Source organism: Pseudomonas sp. HN11, from assembly GCF_021390155.1.
GTDB lineage: Bacteria > Pseudomonadota > Gammaproteobacteria > Pseudomonadales > Pseudomonadaceae > Aquipseudomonas.
In genome coordinates this window covers 4,017,582-4,036,412 of sequence record NZ_CP089985.1, presented here as the reverse complement: position 1 = coordinate 4,036,412, position 18,831 = coordinate 4,017,582, and the positions used below count along the sequence as shown (strand labels likewise).

Genomic DNA, 18,831 nt, shown 5'->3' with positions numbered 1-18,831 from the left:
AGTTGGCACATATCATGCTTTTTTGCATTCGTGGATAATTGGATACAAAAATTCAAAAGGTGCTGCCGATGCAATTTGCCTCTGCTTACGTTGACCGTCAGCCCCTCACCGCAGAAGAGGAGGCCTACAATTTCCTGCTCGACGCCATTTGCAGTGGCCGCTACCGCAAGGGCGACCGCCTGATCGCCGAAGACATCGCCAGTGAGATCGGCATGAGCCGCATGCCCGTGCGCGAAGCCTTCCGCCGCCTGGATGCCCAAGGTCTGGTAACCCTGCGACCCAACCGTGGCGCCGTCGTCAGCGGCCTGGATATTGATGAGTTACACGAAGTGTTCGAGATGCGCAGCGCCTTGGAAGGCCTGGCAGTGCGCGTGGCAGTTGCACGCATCGGCGACCGTCAATTGGCCGCACTTGAACGCATGCTCGACGAAATGGATGACTACCGCGACGAAAGCACCGCTTGGGTCAGTCGCCACCGCGCGTTTCACGAATACCTGTGCAGCCTCAGCGGCCGCCCGCGCTTGATGAAGCAGATCTCGGCGCTCTACTCGCTGGTGGAAGCGCCCATGCGCCTGTGGTTGCAGCATGGTGAGAAACCCCTTAGCGCACGCCAGGAACATGCGGTGATCCTTGACGCTATCCGTTCCAGTGACGCTGCCCGCGCCGAGGCCGTGGTGCGCGAGCACATCGAGGGTACCGTCCCGGCGCTGTTCCAGTTCCTGCAAACCGGAAAATAACAAAGACCTGCTGTGTTTTGACGTTGAGTCCTGCCCCGTTAACCAACGAACTGGAGTGTCTGGTCATGCATAAACGCCGCGCCTTGCTGGTGGCTTTTTCCCTCGGCCTCTGTACCCAATGGGCTGCTGCCGCGCCTCAGGTACCGGAACGCTTGAAGACCGTCGATAAACTCGTCTATTGCTCGGGGATGGATTCACCGCCCCTGGTGTCCTTTGATGAAGCGCAGAAACCGCGTGGACTTACCGTTGACCTTGGCCTTGAGATCGCCAAGCGCCTGGGCGACAAGCAGGTGCAGTGGCGCGTAATCCCGTTCTCCGGCCTGGTGCCGGCGTTGCTCGCCCAGCAGTGCGACATGATCGTCGACCAGTTATTCGACAAACCCGAACGGCGCCAGGTGATCGATATCGTCAACTACATGTATTCCAGCCAGTCGGTGGTGGTGCCCAAGGGCAATCCCAAAGGCATCAAGGCCCTGGATGACCTGTCCGGGCACAAGGTCGCGGTGCTCAACGGCTCCACCATCAAGACCCTGCTGGACGCGCAAAACGACAGCCTGACCAAAGCCGGCAAGCCTTTGATGAAACTGGTGGTGTACAACACCGATACCGATGCCTTCCAGGCCCTGCGCATCAGCCAGGTCGACGCCTACGGCACCACGGTGGAAACCGCCGGCTACTACGCCGCGATGGCCCCGGACCTGTTCCAGGAAGGCGTTCCTGCATTCAGTCGCATCCTCACCGGCCTGGGCATGCGCAAGGACGACCCGCAACTCACTGCCGCCGTGCAGCAAGTGATCAGTGACATGCGCGGTGATGGCAGCTACGTGGCGCTGCTGAATAAATGGCATGTCAGCAGCGACACTCTCGACTGAGGTCTCCCGCAATGAACTTCAATTGGGATGTGTTCTGGCAGTACCTGCTGCAGCCCAGTGGGGTGTACCTCACCGGTCTATGGCTGACCTGCCTGATCGCGGTGTCCGCGATGTTGCTGGGCTGCGTGCTGGGCTTGGCGGCGGCGCTGTTGCGATTGTCGAAGAACCCGCTGCTGCGCCTGCCGGTACGGTTTTATGTGTGGTTGATGCGCGGCACGCCGTTGTTGGTGCAGATCGTGTTCCTGTACACAGCGCTGGCGGCGGGCGGGATTTTCCGCTTTGAGGATATCGACCTGTTCGGCCTGGTCGTGCCCGGCAATATCCAGGCGGCGATCATCGCTCTGGGCCTCAACGAAGGCGCCTATATGGCCGAGATCATCCGCGCCGGCATCGGTGCGGTAGACAAGGGGCAATATGAAGCCGGGCGCTCCCTGGGCATGGGCTTTGCCAAGCTGATGCGGCGCATCGTGCTGCCCCAGGCGTTCCGCGTGATCGTGCCGCCGCTGGGCAACGAGTTCAACGTGATGCTCAAGAACACCACCCTGGTCAGCGTGATCGGCGTGCAGGAGTTGCTGCTCAGCACGCAAATGGTCACTTCGGCGACGTTCCGCGTGTTCGAGTTGTACCTGGTGGTCGCGATCTACTTCCTGATGCTCACCACGCTCTGGGGCTTCTTCCAGCGCTGGCTGGAAGCACGCTTCGGCCAGTCCGACCGGCCTTCGGCACCGCCACCGGCGTCCAGCCGCCTGTTCGGGCGCAGCACCTTGAAACTGCTGAGGGGACGATAACCATGTCGCATCAAAGTGAAGACGTAATCATCGAGGCGCTGGATATTCATAAGTCGTTTGGCGCGCTGCAGATCCTCAAGGGGATTTCCCTGCAAGTGCGACGCGGTGAAGTGGTGGTGCTGATCGGCGCATCGGGTTCGGGCAAGACCACGTTTATCCGATGCATCAACCTGCTGGAAGACATCCAGGGCGGACGCATCCGCGTCAATGGCCGCGCCATGGGCTATCGCGAGCGCAGCGACGGCAGCCTGGTGCGCGATTCGGAGCGCAACATCGCCCGCCAGCGCCGCGACATTGGCATGGTGTTCCAGCGTTTTAACCTGTTCCCCCATATGACCGCTTTGGAAAACATCATCGAAGCGCCGATCCAGGTGCTTGGCACGCCACGCGCCGAAGCCTTGGAACAGGCCCGCGGATTACTGGCGCGGGTCGGCCTGGCGGACAAGGCCAGCCACTACCCGTCGATGCTTTCCGGCGGCCAGCAGCAACGGGTGGCCATCGCCCGTGCACTGGCGATGAAACCCCAGGCCATGTTGTTCGACGAACCCACCAGCGCCCTCGACCCGGAAACCGTCGGCGAAGTGCTGCAGGTGATGAAGGAACTGGCCGAGGAGGGCATGACCATGGTGGTGGTCACCCACGAAATGGGTTTTGCCCGTGAAGTGGCCGACCGCGTGGTGGTGCTTGACCAAGGCGAACTCATCGAACAAGGGCCTGCGGAACAGATTTTCAGCCACCCCAGCCACCCCCGTACCCGAGCCTTTCTCAGTCGCGTGCTATGACCTTTTTGAAGAGCCTCTGCCATGTTTAAATTTTCTGCTCACGAGTACCCTTATCCCTCGCAACGCCAGAGCGTGTTTGCCCAGCGCGGCATGGTCGCGGCGTCCCAGCCCCTGGCCGCCCAGGCCGGTATCGAGGTCATGCAGAAGGGCGGTAACGCCATCGACGCCGCGATTGCCACGGCGGCCGCTTTGACGGTAGTGGAACCTACCGGCTGCGGCCTCGGCGGCGATGCGTTTGCCCTCGTCTGGTGCAAGGGCCAATTGCACGGTTTGAATGGCAACGGCCATGCGCCGGCCGCCTTGAGCATTGAGGCGGTCAAGGCGGCGGGGCATGATCAGATGCCGCTGTATGGCTGGACCCCAGTCACCGTGCCAGGCTGCCCGTCGGCCTGGGCAGAGCTGTCCCAGCGTTTTGGCAAGCTGCCGTTTGCCGAGTTGCTGCAACCGGCCATTCGCCTGGCGCGCGACGGTTTCCCGCTGTCGCCGGTGGTTGCCCATCAGTGGCAGCTTACCTTGGAAGAATTCAGCCCCCATCGCGACGCTGCGCTGGATGCCTGGTTCGCCACCTTCCTGATCGACGGCCGTGCGCCACGGGCCGGAGAGATGTTTCGCAACCCGGCCCAGGCCCGAACCCTCGAAGAATTGGCGGCCACCCGCTGCGAAAGCCTGTATCGCGGCGCACTGGCCGAACGGTTGGACGCGCATTCCAAGGCCAGCGGCGGCTACCTGCATGCCAGCGATCTCAAGGATTACCGCGCCGAGTGGGTGGAGCCGATCCACGTCAACTACCGGGGCGTGGATGTCTGGGAAATCCCGCCCAGCGGGCAGGGCTTGGTGGCGCTGATGGCGCTGAAAATCCTCGAAGGCTTCAGCTTCGATCACCGCGACAGCCAGCAGACCTGGCACCGTCAATTGGAGGCGATGAAACTCGCCTACAGCGACGGCCTGCACTACATCACCGACCCGCTGCACATGCGTGTGGCCGTCGCCGACCTGCTCAGCGATGACTACAGCAGCCGTCGCCGTGGGCAGATCGGCGAACAGGCCCGGCCGCCCAAACCCGGCGACCCCCATGCCAGCGGCACGGTGTACCTGGCTACGGCGGACGTCGAAGGCAACATGGTTTCGTTTATCCAGAGCAACTACCACGGCTTCGGTTCCGGCGTGGTACTGCCCGACAGCGGCATCGCGTTGCAGAACCGTGGGCAAGAGTTCAGCCTCGACCCGACCCACGCCAACTGCCTGGCGCCGGGCAAAAAAACCTTCCACACCATCATCCCCGGCTTTCTCACCAAGGACGGCCAGGCCCTCGGCCCGTTCGGCGTGATGGGCGGCTACATGCAGCCCCAGGGCCATGTGCAGATGGTGATGAACCTGGTGGACTTCGGCCTCAACCCGCAAGCGGCCCTGGACGCGCCGCGCTGGCAATGGCTGGGCGACATGAAGGTCGGCATCGAACAGGGCGCATCCCGCGACTTGGCCAACGCTCTGGCACGGCGTGGGCACCAGGTGCAGATCGCCAGCGACCTCACCGACTACGGGCGTGGGCAGATCATCCTGCGTGATCCGGTCAGTGGTGTATTGTGCGGCGGAACGGAGCCAAGGGCGGATTCAACGATCGCAGTGTGGTAAGCGAAAAAATTGGCTGAAGCTTGTCCCTTTTTTTCATCTCGCCTGTCATTCCAGGCAAGTGAACAATATCGAGAGCTTCTGCCAATGCCCGTCGTCCGACCCTTGCTGAAACTGAGCCTGCTGCTGAGCCTCAGCGCCAGCCCGTTCTTCTCCGTCGTCAGCTACGCCGAAGACACCGCCACCCGCCGCAGCTATCAGGTGCCCGCCGGCAGCCTGAGTGCGGCGCTTACTCGCTTTGCCGGGTTGGCAGGCGTCAATCTGTCGGTGGACCCGGCCTTGGTCAGTGGGCGCAGCAGCAGCGGTTTGTCCGGCGAGTATGGAGTAGAGGAGGGCTTTGCCCGTTTGCTGCAAGGCTCTGGCCTGCAACTGCAGCCGATGGGCGCGCAGGCCTACATGCTGGTGCTCGCGCCGGAGGGCGGTAGCCTGGAATTGGCCCCCACATCAATCCTCGGCACCACTGGCCTGTACGACGGCGACACCTACGCCGGTGGCCAGGTGGCGCGCCGCACGGCCCAGGGCATGCTGGGCACGCGGGACTTCATGGAGACCCCGTTCAGCATCACCACCTACACCGCTGAGGCAGTGAAAAACCAACAGGCCCGCACCCTGGGCGATCTGATCGCCACCGACCCTTCGGTGCGTGCCACCAACCCGGCCGGTGGGCGCTACGAGCAATTCACCATTCGCGGGTTCAGCCTATTCAACAGTGACGTGGCCTACAACGGCCTGTACGGCGTGCTGCCGACGTACACCATCGATATGGAAATGGCCGACCGCGTCGACATCCTCAAGGGCCCGAGCCAGTTGATCAACGGCATTTCGCCGCGCGGCAGCGTGGGCGGCGGGATCAACGTGGTGCCCAAGCGTGCCACCGACAAGGACATCAACTCGTTTACCGGCAACTGGGCCTCCGACAGCCAGGCCGGCGGCGCGGTGGACATTGGTCGACGCTTTGGCGAGGACAATCAGTTCGGCATCCGCTTCAACGGCGTGAAGCAGTCCGGCGACACCGAGTGGGACCACCAGAGCGTCGATCGCGAAATGGCCGTGCTGGGCCTGGATTTTCGTGGCGAACGCTTGCGCCTTTCCACCGATATCGGCCACACCGAACGCGACACCGATGCACCGCAAGAGCGCGTTCAGGTGGCGGCTGCAGCGCCGGTGCCCAGCGCCAGCGACGTGCGCCGCAACTATGCGAAATCCTGGAGCAAGGCTCGCACCAACGACACCTTCGGCACTTTCAACGCCGAGTACGATCTCAGCGACAACGTGATGCTCTACGGCGGCATGGGCGCGCGCAAAAGCAACCACGATTTCCTGCGTCACGCGGTGTCCGTCTCCAATGCGGCCGGTGATTTCAGCGTGCAGCCACGGGATTTCACCCGCGATGAAAACGTGCGCACCTACACCGCCGGCGTGCGCAACTGGTTTCATACCGGGCCGGTCAGCCATGAGGTCAATCTGGCCGCCAGCTACTTCGACATGGACTTCACCAACGGCGGCGCGCGTTATACGTCGCCGTCGAGCAACCTCTACAACCCAGTGCAAACCCCGACGCCTTCACGGCCGACACGGTTTGATCCGAAGGTCTATACCGAAAACAAATTCAGCGGCGTGGCCCTGTCCGACACCCTGGGCTTCTTCGATGATCGCCTGTTGCTGACCCTCGGCGCCCGCTGGCAGCGCGTGAAGGTCGATGACTGGAGCGACGGCATCAAAGGCGATACGGCCTACGATGAAGAGAAGGTCTCGCCATCCGGCGGGCTGTTGTTCAAGGCCACCGACAAGCTGTCGCTGTACGCCAACTACATGGAAGGCCTGAGCCAGGGCAAGATCGCGCCGTCCACCGCGCGAAACGAAGACGAGATCTTCCCGCCGTTTATCAGCCGCCAGGTGGAAGTCGGTGCCAAGTACGATGCGGGTGTGTTCGCCGTGACCGCCGCTGTGTTCCGCATCAAGCAGCCGGCCTATGAAACCAATGCGACCACGCGGCTCTTTGGTCCCAACGGTAAGCGCGAAAACTCTGGTGTAGAACTGAGTGTGTTCGGCGAGCCGCTCAAGGGCTTCCGCCTGCTCGGCGGTGTGATGTACATCGACAGTGAACTGAAAGACACCACCAACGGCGCCTGGGACGGCAATCGCGCCCCCGCCACGCCCAAGTACAACGTCAACCTGGGGGCTGAATGGGATGTGCCAGGGCTGGAAGGCTTGACCTTGACCAGCCGTGGCATCTATTCCAGCTCGCAGTACCTGAACCCCTCCAACGTCAAGGAAATCGACGCCTGGAACCGCATCGACGTCGGCGCACGGTATGGGTTCAAGGTGGATGACAAACACATCACCTTGCGGGCGAATGTGGAGAACGTCGCCGATAAACGCTACTGGAGTTCGGCCGGTGCTTCGGATGACAGCGAGCCGGGACTGACCTTGTCGACGCCGCGAACTTATCTGCTTTCTGCCACCGTCGACTTCTAACGGCTGTACACCGATCAACTGTGGGAGCGGGCTTACTCCCACATTGGGGCGGCGGTATCAGTGCGTACCTGAACACCTTAATGAGAATGTTTTTTGATCACGCCGCCCCGATATGGAATAGTACCCGCCGTTTTCCCCGGCCTGTCTAGCTGGGGTGTTTTAACGCCGAGGTCCTTGTCATGCGAATGCCGCGCTCCATCCCCACCCTTGCCGCCTGCCTCCTGGCGTTGACTTCAAGCCTGCTGAGCGCCGCCCCAATCGACCTCAACGACGGCCAGCATGCGGTGCATTTACCGGACGCGCCCAAGCGTGTGGTGGTGCTGGAGTTTTCCTTTCTCGACAGCCTGGCCGCGGTTGACGTAACGCCCATTGGCGCGGCCGATGATGGCGATGCCAACCGCGTGTTGCCGCGTGTGCGCCAGGCCATCGGCCAATGGAAGTCCGTGGGCCTGCGCTCGCAACCGAGCATCGAGGAAATCGCCCGGCTCAAGCCGGACTTGATCGTTGCCGACCTCAACCGCCACCAGGCGTTGTACAGCGACCTGGCGAGCATCGCGCCGACCCTGTTGCTGCCGTCGCGCGGTGAGGATTACCAGGGCAGCCTGAAATCCGCCGAGCTGATCGGCAAGGCGCTGGGCAAGAGCGCGCAGATGGAAGCGCGGATCCAGAAGAACCGCGAGAACCTCAAAGCCATTGCTCAGCAGATCCCAGCCGGCGCCAGCGTGGTGTTCGGCGTGGCGCGTGAAGACAGTTTCTCCGTGCACGGCCCGGACTCCTATGCCGGCAGTGTGCTCGAAGCCATCGGTTTGAAAGTCCCTTCGGTACGCGCCAATGCCGCGCCCACCGAGTTCATCAGCCTGGAACAACTGCTCGCCCTCGACCCAGGCTGGTTGCTGGTCGGGCATTACCGTCGCCCCAGCATCGTCGACAGCTGGAGCAAGCAGCCGCTGTGGCAAGTGCTTGGTGCGGTGCGTAACAAACAGGTCGCCGAAGTCGACGGCGACAGCTGGGCGCGCAACCGCGGTGTGCTGGCTTCGGAGCAAATCGCTGAAGACGCGCTGGCGATTCTAAAGGGCGGTAAAGCCGTACTGAGCCCATAAGCATGGGGCGAAGTTTTGCGACGGCAGGCATCGTGCTGCTGGGCGCCGGGTTGTTCTGGCTGTCGCTGTATAGCTGGTCACCGTTCACCATTACAGCGACGGATGCGTGGAATGGCCTTATCCATCAAGGCGGCGTGGGCGGCAATATGGCGTATATCGTTGCGCAGTTGCGCGTGCCACGGGCCGTGTGCGCCGCGTTGGTCGGTGCCTGCCTGGGCCTGGCCGGTGCGTTGATGCAAGGCATCACGCGCAACCGCCTAGCATCGCCGTCCTTGTTTGGCGTGACAGCGGGGGCGGCGTTGGGGCTGGCGTTGTTTTCCACTGGATTGGTCGCGCCACCGTTTGCCGGCGGTGCCTTGTTGATGACCTGCCTGGGTGGCGCCCTGGCCTGGGTCACGGTGTTCAGCCTCGGCGGCGCCTGGTCGCCGACCACCACCCAAGGTCGCCTGGTATTGGCCGGCGTGGCCGTGGCGGCGTTGTGCGCCGCCTTGACCCGGCTCACGGTAATCCTGGTCGAGGTCCAGGCACAAAGCGTGCTCAACTGGCTGGCCGGTTCCCTGGCCAATGTCGGCGCCGCGCAAGTGCAACTGCTCTGGCCGTGCACCTTGATCGGCGGCCTGTGGGCGCTGTGGTGCGCGCCGCGCCTGAACCTGATCAACCTCGGCGAAGACGCGGCGCGCTCCCTGGGTGTGGGCATTGCCAGCCTGCGTTTGCAGGTGTTTATCGCCAGCCTGTTGTTGGTGGGGGCGAGTGTCTGCGCAGTCGGCCCCATCGGGTTTGTCGGGTTGATTGCACCGAATATCCTTCGCCAGTTCCTCGGTAATGACTATCGCTGGCTGATCCCGCTGAGTGCCGCGTTGGGCGCGGTGATCGTGCTGGGCGCCGACCTCCTCAGCCGCGCTGTGGCATTTCCAGTGGAGACCCCGGCCGGTGTGGTCACCGCGCTGATCGGCGCACCGTTCTTCCTCTTTCTTGCCAGGCGCGCCCTATGACCCGGCCACGATCGCGCTTATGGCTGCTGCTCGGCCTGTTGCTGCTGGCGACGTTGATCAGCCTCAGCGCCGGCACTGTGTGGCTCCTGCCTGACACCGTGCTGGAGCGCCTGCTGGCGCACGACGCCCTCGACTTCGAAGTGTGGAACCACCGCCTGCCACGCAGCCTGATCGCGATTCTGGCCGGTTGCGCCTTCGGCCTGGCCGGGGCGATTGTGCAGGGTGTGATCCGCAACCCGTTGGCCTCGCCGGAAATCCTCGGCGTGACCCAAGGCGCTGGTTTGGCGCTGACCGTGGCGATCATCAGTTGGCCGCACATGCCGATTGCATGGCTGCCGCTGGTGGCTTGCCTGGGTGGCGCCGGCGGCGCGCTGTTGCTGGCGCTGTACAACACCGGGGTGAGTTTTTCCGGGGTGCGCTTTGCGCTGTCCGGTGTGGCGATTGCGGTGACCTTGTCCAGCGTTACCGAGTTTCTGATCCTGTCCCATCCGTTGGACATCAACACCGCTTTGCTCGCGCTGACAGGCAGCCTGTGGAGCCGCAATTGGCACCATGTGGCGCTGGTGCTGCCGTTCCTGATGCTGATCCCCTTGGGCCTGTGCCTGGCCAAGCCGCTGAACCTGATCGCCCTGGGCGATGAAGCCGCCCACAGCCTCGGCACGGCACTCAGTCGCACGCGCTGGTTGGCGATGGTTTGCGCGGTGCTGCTGACCAGCCTGGGCGTCGGTGTTATCGGGCCGATTGGTTTTATCGGTCTGGTCGCGCCGCACATGGCGCGTCGGTTGGTGGGCGGGCAACACCAGTGCCTGCTGCCTGCTGCGATGCTGATCGGCGCGCTGTTGCTGGTGCTGGCCGACACCCTCGGGCGCACGCTGATCGCGCCCAGTGAAATCCCCGCCGGGGTGCTCACTGCGGTGATTGGCGCGCCGTATTTTCTTTGGTTGCTGGCACGGTTCAAGGGCTGATCACATGAGTATTCTTCACGCACGCGAGCTGGATATCGGTTACGGCACCACGCGCATTGTGCAGGGCTTGTCCTTTGCGCCGCCAACCGGAAAGGTCACCGCCCTGATCGGCCCGAATGGCTGCGGCAAGTCGACCCTGCTCAAGGCCTTTGCGCGCATCCTCAAGCCGACCGAAGGCGAACTGAGCTTGGATGGGCAGGCCTACGCCAGCCTGTCCGCTCGCCAATTGGCAAGGCAGATCGCGTTTTTGCCGCAGGTGCTGCCGGTGCCCGAAGGCGTCAGCGTGCGCCAGTTGGTCGCCTACGGCCGCAGCCCGCATAACTCGTTATGGGGGCGCTTGAGCGGCAGTGATCGGTCTCACGTGACCCAAGCCATGCAGCGCCTGGAGCTGGACGTGTTGGCTGATCGCGCATTGGCAGACCTCTCCGGCGGCCAGCGCCAACGTGCCTGGCTGGCGATGGTGTTGGCGCAGAATGCGCCGGTAGTGTTGCTGGATGAACCCACCACCTACCTCGACATCAGCCATCAGGTCGAACTCATGGACTTGATGGGCGAACTGGCCGCTGAAGGCAAGACTGTGATCACGGTGTTGCACGACATCAATCAGGCCTGCCGCTACGCCGACCACCTGGCCGTGATGCACGGCGGCAAGTTGGTGGCTGATGGTGCGCCGGGGGAGGTGATCAGTGCCGGGTTGATGCGGCAGGTGTTCGATGTGCAGGTGCAGGTGATGCAAGAGCCGGTCGCCGGTACACCGATGTGCCTGGTGGAAAAGAGCACGCGCACTCACGATTGATGCGGTTGAAAAGTGTAAGAACCAACAAAGTAAGGCGCTTGAGTTATTTGAGGGGTGTAAGTGCAATGAAGTGGCTAATTGCAACTCCTGGAGTGATGGCTATTAGCTGCTAAGGCTCTGGTGCAGGGGTCTTGGCCGTTATGTTTATTTTATTCCCCACCCTCCGGAACTAGAGCTATAACTTCCAGTCGATAACCCCGGCTTACTGTCGCCTGGGTTGTGGCTAACTAATGGCATGTTTCCGTAGTTTCAAATAGCCATACTTTCTCGCAATACAAGATCCCTGAATATTATGTCGTCAGCGCCTATCGATGCCTGCCAGATGCAGACTCCGCACACCGAACAGGTGTGCGCGTGGCTGATGCAGCATGCCGGGCTTAAAACGGTGGACCTGGAGCGCGCCCGCCGCCTGTCCACGGATGACTTGCTGAGCCTGCTGACACGCCTGGGCCTGGTCTCCGAAGTGGAACTGGCCCGTGCCTGGGCGGCATTGCTCGACGCCCCGCTGTTGCTGGCCGACGCCGCGCCGCCGCTGCTTGACCCCTTGCCGGCCTTGACCGAACGCTTCATGCGTCACTATCAAGTGGTGCCCATGGGCTGGAGCCAGGGCGGCCTGCGGGTGCTGGCGGCCAACCCGACGCAACTTTATCCGTTCCAGGCCCTGGCCTACGCGTGCCAGGTGCCGGTGTGGCTGACCATCGGCCCGCGCAACGAAGTCGACACCCTGATCGAGCGCTACTACGGCCAGGGCCGCTCGGCCATGGGCACACTGATCGAGAACCTCGATGAGCAGGGCGGCGCCCAGGAAGATATCGAACACCTCAAGGACATGGCCTCCGAAGCGCCAGTGATCCGCCTGGTCAACCTGATCCTGCAACGCGCCGTGGAACAGCGCGCCTCGGACATCCATATCGAGCCCTTCGAAAGCCAGCTCAAGGTGCGCTACCGCATTGACGGCGTGCTGCACGACGCCGAAGCGCCGCCCGCCAGCTCGTCGGCGGCGGTGATTTCGCGGGTGAAGATCATGGCGCGGCTGGACATCGCCGAGCGCCGGCTGCCTCAGGACGGGCGCATCATGCTGCGCATCCAGGGCAAGGAACTGGACCTGCGGGTGTCCACGGTGCCCACCAGTTTCGGCGAGTCGGTGGTGCTGCGCCTGCTGGACCGGCAGACCGTGCGGTTCGACTTCCCCAGCCTCGGCTTTGACGGCCAACGCCTGGCCACCTTCCTCGACCTGCTGGAGCGCCCCCACGGCATCCTGTTGGTCACCGGGCCCACCGGCTCCGGCAAGACCACCACGCTCTACACTGCGCTGTCGCGGCTCAACACGGCCGAGCGCAAGATCGTCACCGTGGAAGACCCGGTGGAGTACCAGCTTGAAGGTATCAACCAGATCCAGGTCAAGCCCGCCATCGGCCTGGACTTCGCCGGGGCGCTGCGCTCTATCGTGCGCCAGGACCCGGATGTGATCATGATCGGCGAGATCCGCGACCTGGAAACCTGCCGCATCGCCATTCAATCGTCGCTGACCGGGCACCTCGTGCTTTCCACCCTGCACACCAACAGCGCCGCGGCGAGTATCACGCGGCTGCTGGACATGGGCGTGGAAAGCTACCTGATCGCCTCGACCGTCAGCGGTATTCTTGCCCAGCGTCTGGTGCGGCGCCTGGATCCGGCCAGCCGCGTGGCCTTTGAAGCGCCGCCGGAACTGATCGCGGAACACGGCCTGGATCGCTTGACCGAACAACGCCCGATCCTGCTCTTTCGCGGTGACTATCACGGCCGCAGTGCCCTCACTGAACTGCTGGTGATGAACGATGAACTGCGCAGCCTGCTGATGCGTCATGCCGATGCCTCCACCTTGGAGCAGGCCGCTCGCCGGGCCGGTTTGCGCACTTTGTATGAGGAGGGGCTGCGTCAGGCGCTGGCGGGTATTACGTCACTGGAAGAAGTGCTGCGCGTCACCCGTGGAGAGGGCGCGTGAGTCTGTTCAAATTCCGCGCCCTGGACAGCCAGGGCGTGGCGCAGAACGGCACGCTGGAAGCCCGGGATCAGGCCGCTGCCGTGGCTGCCTTGCACAAGCGCGGTCTGTTGCTGTTGCAGATCGAAACGGCGGGCAGCCCTCTATTGCGCAGCGCGCGCGGGCGATTGAAAGGCGCAGCGCTGGTGAGTTTTACTCAGCAACTGGCCACGTTGCTCGGTGCTGGCCAGCCCCTGGAGCGCGCCCTTGGCCTGTTGCTCAAACAACCCGGCCAACCCCAGGTTCGCGCACTGATTGAACGCATCCGCGATCACGTCAAAGCGGGTAAACCGCTGTCTACCGCATTGGAAGAAGAGGGTGACACGTTCTCGCCGTTGTACCTGAGCATGGTGCGTGCCGGTGAGGCCGGTGGCGCGCTGGAAAGTACCTTGCGCCAACTCAGCGACTACCTGGAACGCAGTGAGCGTCTGCGTGGCGAAGTGATCAATGCGCTGATCTATCCGGCCTTCCTGGTGGTGGGCGTACTCGGTTCCCTCGCCTTGTTGCTGGCCTATGTGGTGCCGCAATTCGTACCGATCTTCCAGGACCTGGGTGTGCCGATTCCGTTGATCACCGAGGTGATTCTCGCCTTGGGTGAGTTCCTCGGCGCCTATGGCCTGGTGGTGTTGGCCGGGCTGATCGTGAGCGGCGGGTGTTGGGCGGCACGTCTGCGCAATCCGGCATTTCGAGAAAAATACGATCGTCGCCTGCTCGGTATTCGTGTGATCGGCCCGCTGCTGCAACGGGTCGAAGCGGCACGCCTGACGCGCACCCTCGGCACGCTGCTCAGCAATGGCGTGGCGTTGCTGCAAGCTTTGGTAATCGCACAGCAAGTCTGCACCAACCGCGCGTTGCAGGCCCAAGTTGGCCATGCGGCGCAATCGGTAAAAAGCGGCGGCACCCTCGCCAGTGCGTTCGGCAGCCAGCCGCTGCTGCCGGAACTGGCGCTGCAAATGATCGAAGTCGGCGAACAGGCCGGCGAACTCGACAGCATGTTGCTCAAGGTGGCTGACATCTTCGACGTCGAAGCCAAGCGCGGCATCGACCGTCTGCTTGCTGCCCTGGTGCCGTCCCTGACCGTGGTCATGGCAGTGCTGGTGGCGGTGATCATGTTGGCGATCATGCTGCCGCTGATGAGCCTGACCAGCAATATATGAAGGAGCTGAACTCATGAGAAAACCACGCCGCCAAAGCGGTTTCACCCTGTTGGAAATGCTCGCGGTGATCGTACTGCTCGGCATTGTCGCCACCATCGTCGTGCGCCAGGTCGGCGGTAATGTGGACAAGGGCAAGTACGGCGCGGGGAAGGCCCAGCTGTCCAGTTTGAGCATGAAGATTGACAGCTACGCCCTCGACGTCGGCGCGCCGCCCACCAGCCTGCAACAGCTGGTGGACAGGCCTGGTGGTTATGCCAAGCCTTCGGACCTCAAGGACCCGTTCGGGCATGCCTTCGGTTATCGCTTTCCCGGTGAGCATGGTGCGTTCGACCTGATCTTCTATGGCCAGGATGGCCAGCCGGGCGGCGAAGGCTACAGCGCCGACCTGGGCAATTGGGAGTAACGCGGCCATGTTCCAGCGCGGCTTTACCCTGCTGGAAATGCTGGTGGTGATCCTGTTGCTCAGCCTGGCTGCCGGTTTACTGGGGGTGGGTGTGCGCCAGGGTCTGCAAACGGCGAAAGAGCGTCGCGCGGTCGGGCAGATGGTGGAGGCGTTGCGCACCACACGGGCGGGGGCGATAGTCAGTGGGCAAGCCGCGCGCACTGAGTTTGACCTGCGAGATCGGACATTCCAGGCGCCGGGACGAGCGTTGCAACGTTGGCCGTCGCAGCTGCAAGTCACGCTGCACACTGCCGAACAGGTCGGCCCTGCCGTCGAGTTCTACCCTGACGGCAGCTCCACCGGCGGCAATCTTCTGTTGGTCAACGGCGCCCGGCGTTGGCGTATCGATATCGGCTGGCTCACCGGCAGCGTGCAATCCAAGGCGCTGCCATGAACCGCCAGGCTGGCTTCACGCTGCTGGAAATGCTCGCCGCGCTGACGCTGATGGCGGTGTGCAGCACGGTCCTGCTGGTTGCGTTCGGCCAGAGCGCGCGCTCGTTGTCCCAGGTGGCCCACAGTGACCGGCTCACCCATGCGGCGCTGACCATTTTCGATCAGGAAGCCGCAGGACGGTTGAGCAATGGCGTCAGCCAGGGCGAACTGGACGGCATCCACTGGCGACTGACAACCGCCCGGCAGCAAGCGCGTATTTTTCGTCTCGACCTGGTTCTCGACGAGGGCCCGCACCAGGCCCGTTTCAGCACGTTGAAGGCACGCCTGTGAAACGCCGCGAGCAGGGTTTTACCTTGCTGGAAATCCTCGTGGTGCTCAGCTTGCTGGGCGTGTTGCTGGTGCTGGTTGGCGGCGCATTGCTGGGCGCCAATCGTGCCGTGTCCAAGGCCCAGGCGTATACGGTGAGCCTGGATGAAGTGCGTGCCGCGCAGCAGTTTTTGCGCACGGCGATCAGCGAGGCGTTACCGCTGGCGGTGGGCGAAGGCGGTGGATTTTTCGTCGGCACGGCGCAGCGTCTGGAGTTCGTCTCGACCTTGCCCGGTGTGCTCGGTGGGGGGATCCAGCGGTTCAGCCTGCAACAGGTCGAACAGGATTTGCAGGTCGGGTTTGCTCAACGTGAGCCCCAGGTGCTGCTGAGAAGCATCGAGGGTCTGCAGTTCAGTTATCGCGGTACGTCACCGCTGGGCCAGCCCACCGGTTGGATCAATGAATGGCCATGGCCCAGGCGTTTGCCGGCCGCCGTGCGCATCGCCGCCAGCGTCGACGGCCCGGTGCCCTGGGTCACCCAGGTGATTGCTTTGCGCTTGAACCTGTCCAGCGGGAGTGTGGAAGAATGAGGCGCCAGCGCGGTGCGGCCCTGCTGCTGGTGCTGTGGGTACTGGCCTTGCTCAGCGTGTTGCTCGGCGGCCTGGCCGGCTGGGTGCAGCTGGAAAGTCGCCAGGCACTGTGGTTGCGCCAGCACACACAAACCGTGCTGGCCGCTGAAGCCGGTATCGCCATGGTCATGGCCGACCGGCGCTGGGTGGCCGATGGTCGTGACATCCCCTTGGTGTTTGACGACGCCCAGTTACACGTCAGCCTGCGCAGTGAGCGCGGCAAGCTCTACCTGATCAATGCCGAGGCACAGGATTTCACACGTCTGGCCCTGGCCTGCGGCGCCACCTCGGCCCAAGCTACACAGTTGACCAAGGCCCTCCAAGTGCGCCGTCAACAGGGGCTTGTGCCATTTCGGGTGCTGGAAGAAGTGCGCCAATTGCCTGGCATGACGCAAGCCCTCTATAGCCAATTGCTGCCCGAGATCACCCTGTGGAGCGACCTTGATCGCCCCGATCCCGCCTTCGCCAGCCCGTTGATGCGCAAGGCGTTGAACCTGCCGCGCCAGCACGCCGAAGGTGCCGACCCCGGCGAAGTGCTGGTGGTCGACAGCCGCGCCGAGCGCCCCGGTGGTTATCAGGCGCGGCTGCAAGTCACCGTTTTATTAAGCCCATCGGAGGACAGCGCACAGCCCTATCGGGTGTTGCGTTGGCAAGAATGAATCGACTGGAACCCATCGCCCGGCACTGGCGCGGCAGCCTGTTGCAACAGGCCTGGCGCCTATGGCTCGCGGAGCTGCGCGCCTGTGTGCCGAGTTGGCTGGCACGGCAAGAACCGCCGGAGCAGATCCACCACTGGCCGGTCGCAGCGCCTGTCGCGCCGGGCAGCGCGCGCCAAGTGCTGATGCTCGGCGCGGATGCTGTGCTGCTGCAACGCGTGCAACTGCCGTTGGCCGCCGGGCGCAATCTGAGTGTCGTGGTCGGTTATGAACTGGACCGCTATACCCCATTCGAGGCCGACCAACTCTACTTCGTCGCACGCCAGGAGCGGCGCACGCCCACCCACCTTGAGGTCACGCTGGTGGCGATGCTGCGCGAGCGCCTGGACCAGATTCTCACTGACTGTGCTGCCCTCGGCCTGCATCCCCATCGCGTGGACGCGGCCAACCTCGGTATCGATCTGTTGCCCGCGCCACTGCGCCCCCGTCAACGTCCGCCCGGCATGGGCTTGCAACGCAGCCTGCCGTGGTTGTGCGGGGCCTTGCTGATCGCGGCGATGCTGCTGTGGCTCAACGACCGCCAGCGCGTCATCGACGCCATGCACGCCAGCGTCCAGCAACAGAAAGCCCAGGTTGCCGAGGTGTATGCCCTGCGCCAGCAATTGCTCAATACCCGTGGCGCGGCGCAATACCTTACCCGGCGCAAACTGGCGCAACCGCCGCTGGCCGCGCTGCTCAATGACCTGACCACTTGCCTGCCCGGCGACACTTGGCTCGATCAGTTGGACGTGAAAGACGGCGAAATTTCCATCTCTGGCCAAAGCGCCAAGGCCAGTGCGCTGATCACCCGTATCAAAGGCTGCCGCAGCCTGGAAAATGCCCAGTTCGAAGGGGTGATCCAGCCCGATGCGCGCACCGGCAAAGACCAGTTTGCCTTGCGTGCCCACCTACGCCAGGAGACCGCCGATGCGCCGCCCCCTCACACCCCGTGAACGCCGATGCGCCGCCTTACTGGTGCTGGCCGTGGTGGTCGGCACAGCTTATTGGCTGTTGATCGACAGCTGGTTCGCCGGGCCCCTGCGCGATATGGGCGAGCAGGCTGAACAGCTGCGCGAGCAGCAACAGCGGTATGCCGGTGTATTACGCCAACGCGAGGCCTTGCGCCAGCAGCTTGAACAGGCCCGTCGAGACCCAGCCAGCAGCACCAGCCTGTTGCCGGGAGATGACCCCGACGTCGTGGCGGCCGACCTGATGCAACGCCTCGCTGACCTGATCAACAGCCACGCCAACCTCGGTGGCGGTTGCAGCCTCACCCAGCGCAAGCCCATCACACCGGACCAAGACGACGGCGAGCCGTATCGCCAAGTGAAAGTCAGCCTGACTCTCGACTGTGCCATCGAACCCTTGGAAGCATTGCTGCATGAACTGGAGTATCAGCCGCCGTTCCTGTTCGTGGATGAACTGCGCATCCGTCGCAGTCAGCAGGCGCCAGCCAATGGCGGTGCAGGCAAGTTGGTGGTGCACTTGCTGGTGCGCGGTTACCTGCAACCGGCGCCGGTGACGCCATGATCGGCAGACTACGCCCCGTGGAGTGGGGTTTGCTCGGCTTGTCGGGATTGCTGAGCGTGTTGATGGCGGTGATCCTCAGCAGCATCGGCGATGAACCGCAGTGGCTGCCTGAAGCGCCCACGCGTGCCCATCCCACCGCTCAGGTACAGGTCGCGCCGAGTGTCCCGTTGGAAAACCTCGCCGCCACTTGGCAGGCGCCGCTGTTCAGCCCGGACCGCAGCCCGGACCGCGTCGTGGGCAGAGCCCAGGTCACCAGCCTGGCCAACCTGACCCTCAGCGGCATCATGATCACCGGCAACCTGCAAATGGCCATGCTCAAGCAGGCCGACGGCCGTGCCCTGACCGTGCGTCTCGGTCAGGCCCTGCCCAACGGCTGGCGCCTGGACCACCTCACTCCGCAATACGCCCGATTCAGCCTGGATGGCCGCACGCAAACCTTGAGCCTCTACGCCAAACGCCTGCCGCCGCCGTCCAACCGGCCCCCCATCACTTTGCCCCGCGAGCCTCTCCCTTGATTGAC

20 protein-coding genes are annotated in these 18,831 nt (G+C 63.4%); all 20 read left to right on the top strand.

The window, feature by feature from the left end:
• Window positions 1-68 precede the first annotated feature (68 nt).
• Window positions 69-737 (top strand): GntR family transcriptional regulator, encoded by a 669-nt coding sequence (locus LVW35_RS18235; RefSeq protein ID WP_233891427.1) that lies wholly within the window; start codon window positions 69-71, stop codon window positions 735-737.
• Window positions 738-802: 65 nt separating this feature from the next.
• Window positions 803-1,609 (top strand): ABC transporter substrate-binding protein, encoded by an 807-nt coding sequence (locus LVW35_RS18230; protein ID WP_233891426.1) that lies wholly within the window; start codon window positions 803-805, stop codon window positions 1,607-1,609.
• 11 nt (window positions 1,610-1,620) lie between these two features.
• Window positions 1,621-2,397 carry an amino acid ABC transporter permease gene (locus LVW35_RS18225; RefSeq protein ID WP_233891425.1) on the top strand — a complete coding sequence of 259 codons (777 nt, stop codon included), beginning with the start codon at window positions 1,621-1,623 and terminating at the stop codon, window positions 2,395-2,397.
• Between the two features lie 2 nt (window positions 2,398-2,399).
• Window positions 2,400-3,179 (top strand): amino acid ABC transporter ATP-binding protein, encoded by a 780-nt coding sequence (locus LVW35_RS18220; RefSeq protein WP_233891424.1) that lies wholly within the window; start codon window positions 2,400-2,402, stop codon window positions 3,177-3,179.
• 21 nt (window positions 3,180-3,200) lie between these two features.
• Window positions 3,201-4,811 (top strand): gamma-glutamyltransferase family protein, encoded by a 1,611-nt coding sequence (locus LVW35_RS18215; protein ID WP_233891423.1) that lies wholly within the window; start codon window positions 3,201-3,203, stop codon window positions 4,809-4,811.
• Window positions 4,812-4,895: 84 nt separating this feature from the next.
• A complete protein-coding gene (locus LVW35_RS18210; protein ID WP_233891422.1) occupies window positions 4,896-7,286 on the top strand; it encodes a TonB-dependent receptor in 2,391 nt (796 codons plus the stop codon).
• A gap of 185 nt (window positions 7,287-7,471) precedes the next feature.
• On the top strand, window positions 7,472-8,386 hold the full coding sequence (locus LVW35_RS18205; protein WP_442799688.1) for a Fe(3+) dicitrate ABC transporter substrate-binding protein: 915 nt from the start codon (window positions 7,472-7,474) through the stop codon (window positions 8,384-8,386).
• A 2-nt stretch (window positions 8,387-8,388) separates the two neighbouring features.
• Window positions 8,389-9,378 carry an iron-dicitrate ABC transporter permease FecC gene (gene fecC / locus LVW35_RS18200; RefSeq protein WP_233891420.1) on the top strand — a complete coding sequence of 330 codons (990 nt, stop codon included), beginning with the start codon at window positions 8,389-8,391 and terminating at the stop codon, window positions 9,376-9,378.
• Complete coding sequence (locus LVW35_RS18195) at window positions 9,375-10,343, top strand: iron chelate uptake ABC transporter family permease subunit (protein WP_233891419.1); 969 nt, start codon at window positions 9,375-9,377, stop codon at window positions 10,341-10,343. The genes fecC and LVW35_RS18195 overlap by 4 nt, the downstream gene beginning before the upstream one ends.
• A 4-nt stretch (window positions 10,344-10,347) precedes the next feature.
• Window positions 10,348-11,139, top strand: coding sequence for a Fe(3+) dicitrate ABC transporter ATP-binding protein FecE (gene fecE / locus LVW35_RS18190; protein WP_233891418.1), 792 nt, complete (start codon window positions 10,348-10,350; stop codon window positions 11,137-11,139).
• 322 nt (window positions 11,140-11,461) lie between these two features.
• A complete protein-coding gene (gene gspE / locus LVW35_RS18185) occupies window positions 11,462-13,123 on the top strand; it encodes a type II secretion system ATPase GspE (RefSeq protein WP_233896512.1) in 1,662 nt (553 codons plus the stop codon).
• The gene (gene gspF, locus LVW35_RS18180) at window positions 13,120-14,316 is read left to right on the top strand and encodes a type II secretion system inner membrane protein GspF (RefSeq protein WP_233891417.1); all 1,197 of its coding nucleotides are present in this window, start codon (window positions 13,120-13,122) and stop codon (window positions 14,314-14,316) included. The genes gspE and gspF overlap by 4 nt, the downstream gene beginning before the upstream one ends.
• Window positions 14,317-14,329: 13 nt before the next feature.
• The gene (locus tag LVW35_RS18175; RefSeq protein ID WP_233891416.1) at window positions 14,330-14,719 is read left to right on the top strand and encodes a type II secretion system protein GspG; all 390 of its coding nucleotides are present in this window, start codon (window positions 14,330-14,332) and stop codon (window positions 14,717-14,719) included.
• Between the two features lie 7 nt (window positions 14,720-14,726).
• Window positions 14,727-15,152: a GspH/FimT family pseudopilin gene (locus tag LVW35_RS18170; RefSeq protein WP_233891415.1), complete on the top strand. Its 426-nt coding sequence runs from the start codon at window positions 14,727-14,729 to the stop codon at window positions 15,150-15,152.
• The gene (locus LVW35_RS18165) at window positions 15,149-15,481 is read left to right on the top strand and encodes a type II secretion system protein (RefSeq protein ID WP_233891414.1); all 333 of its coding nucleotides are present in this window, start codon (window positions 15,149-15,151) and stop codon (window positions 15,479-15,481) included. Before LVW35_RS18170 ends, LVW35_RS18165 begins: the two co-directional genes overlap by 4 nt.
• Entirely contained in the window at window positions 15,478-16,047 is a 570-nt protein-coding gene (locus LVW35_RS18160) for a prepilin-type N-terminal cleavage/methylation domain-containing protein (RefSeq protein WP_233891413.1), read from the top strand. The genes LVW35_RS18165 and LVW35_RS18160 overlap by 4 nt, the downstream gene beginning before the upstream one ends.
• A complete protein-coding gene (locus LVW35_RS18155; RefSeq protein ID WP_233891412.1) occupies window positions 16,044-16,745 on the top strand; it encodes a general secretion pathway protein GspK in 702 nt (233 codons plus the stop codon). The genes LVW35_RS18160 and LVW35_RS18155 overlap by 4 nt, the downstream gene beginning before the upstream one ends.
• Window positions 16,742-17,734 (top strand): PilN domain-containing protein, encoded by a 993-nt coding sequence (locus LVW35_RS18150; protein ID WP_233891411.1) that lies wholly within the window; start codon window positions 16,742-16,744, stop codon window positions 17,732-17,734. Before LVW35_RS18155 ends, LVW35_RS18150 begins: the two co-directional genes overlap by 4 nt.
• Window positions 17,709-18,311, top strand: a complete 603-nt coding sequence (gene gspM / locus LVW35_RS18145; protein ID WP_233891410.1) for a type II secretion system protein GspM — start codon at window positions 17,709-17,711, stop codon at window positions 18,309-18,311. Before LVW35_RS18150 ends, gspM begins: the two co-directional genes overlap by 26 nt.
• Window positions 18,308-18,826 (top strand): general secretion pathway protein GspN, encoded by a 519-nt coding sequence (locus tag LVW35_RS18140; protein ID WP_233891409.1) that lies wholly within the window; start codon window positions 18,308-18,310, stop codon window positions 18,824-18,826. Before gspM ends, LVW35_RS18140 begins: the two co-directional genes overlap by 4 nt.
• Window positions 18,827-18,831 lie beyond the last annotated feature (5 nt).

Bases quoted from the DNA above. Each gene is read 5' to 3' on its own strand.
- gspM (WP_233891410.1), top strand. From the start codon at position 17,709: ATGCGCCGCCCCCTCACACCCCGTGAACGCCGATGCGCCGCCTTACTG.
- LVW35_RS18140 (WP_233891409.1), top strand. From the start codon at position 18,308: ATGATCGGCAGACTACGCCCCGTGGAGTGGGGTTTGCTCGGCTTGTCG.
- LVW35_RS18175 (WP_233891416.1), top strand. From the start codon at position 14,330: ATGAGAAAACCACGCCGCCAAAGCGGTTTCACCCTGTTGGAAATGCTC.
- LVW35_RS18195 (WP_233891419.1), top strand. From the start codon at position 9,375: ATGACCCGGCCACGATCGCGCTTATGGCTGCTGCTCGGCCTGTTGCTG.
- LVW35_RS18225 (WP_233891425.1), top strand. From the start codon at position 1,621: ATGAACTTCAATTGGGATGTGTTCTGGCAGTACCTGCTGCAGCCCAGT.
- LVW35_RS18170 (WP_233891415.1), top strand. From the start codon at position 14,727: ATGTTCCAGCGCGGCTTTACCCTGCTGGAAATGCTGGTGGTGATCCTG.
- LVW35_RS18165 (WP_233891414.1), top strand. From the start codon at position 15,149: ATGAACCGCCAGGCTGGCTTCACGCTGCTGGAAATGCTCGCCGCGCTG.
- LVW35_RS18205 (WP_442799688.1), top strand. From the start codon at position 7,472: ATGCCGCGCTCCATCCCCACCCTTGCCGCCTGCCTCCTGGCGTTGACT.
- LVW35_RS18150 (WP_233891411.1), top strand. From the start codon at position 16,742: ATGAATCGACTGGAACCCATCGCCCGGCACTGGCGCGGCAGCCTGTTG.
- LVW35_RS18210 (WP_233891422.1), top strand. From the start codon at position 4,896: ATGCCCGTCGTCCGACCCTTGCTGAAACTGAGCCTGCTGCTGAGCCTC.
- LVW35_RS18230 (WP_233891426.1), top strand. From the start codon at position 803: ATGCATAAACGCCGCGCCTTGCTGGTGGCTTTTTCCCTCGGCCTCTGT.
- LVW35_RS18215 (WP_233891423.1), top strand. From the start codon at position 3,201: ATGTTTAAATTTTCTGCTCACGAGTACCCTTATCCCTCGCAACGCCAG.
- LVW35_RS18155 (WP_233891412.1), top strand. From the start codon at position 16,044: ATGAGGCGCCAGCGCGGTGCGGCCCTGCTGCTGGTGCTGTGGGTACTG.
- LVW35_RS18235 (WP_233891427.1), top strand. From the start codon at position 69: ATGCAATTTGCCTCTGCTTACGTTGACCGTCAGCCCCTCACCGCAGAA.
- LVW35_RS18220 (WP_233891424.1), top strand. From the start codon at position 2,400: ATGTCGCATCAAAGTGAAGACGTAATCATCGAGGCGCTGGATATTCAT.
- fecE (WP_233891418.1), top strand. From the start codon at position 10,348: ATGAGTATTCTTCACGCACGCGAGCTGGATATCGGTTACGGCACCACG.
- gspE (WP_233896512.1), top strand. From the start codon at position 11,462: ATGCAGACTCCGCACACCGAACAGGTGTGCGCGTGGCTGATGCAGCAT.
- fecC (WP_233891420.1), top strand. From the start codon at position 8,389: ATGGGGCGAAGTTTTGCGACGGCAGGCATCGTGCTGCTGGGCGCCGGG.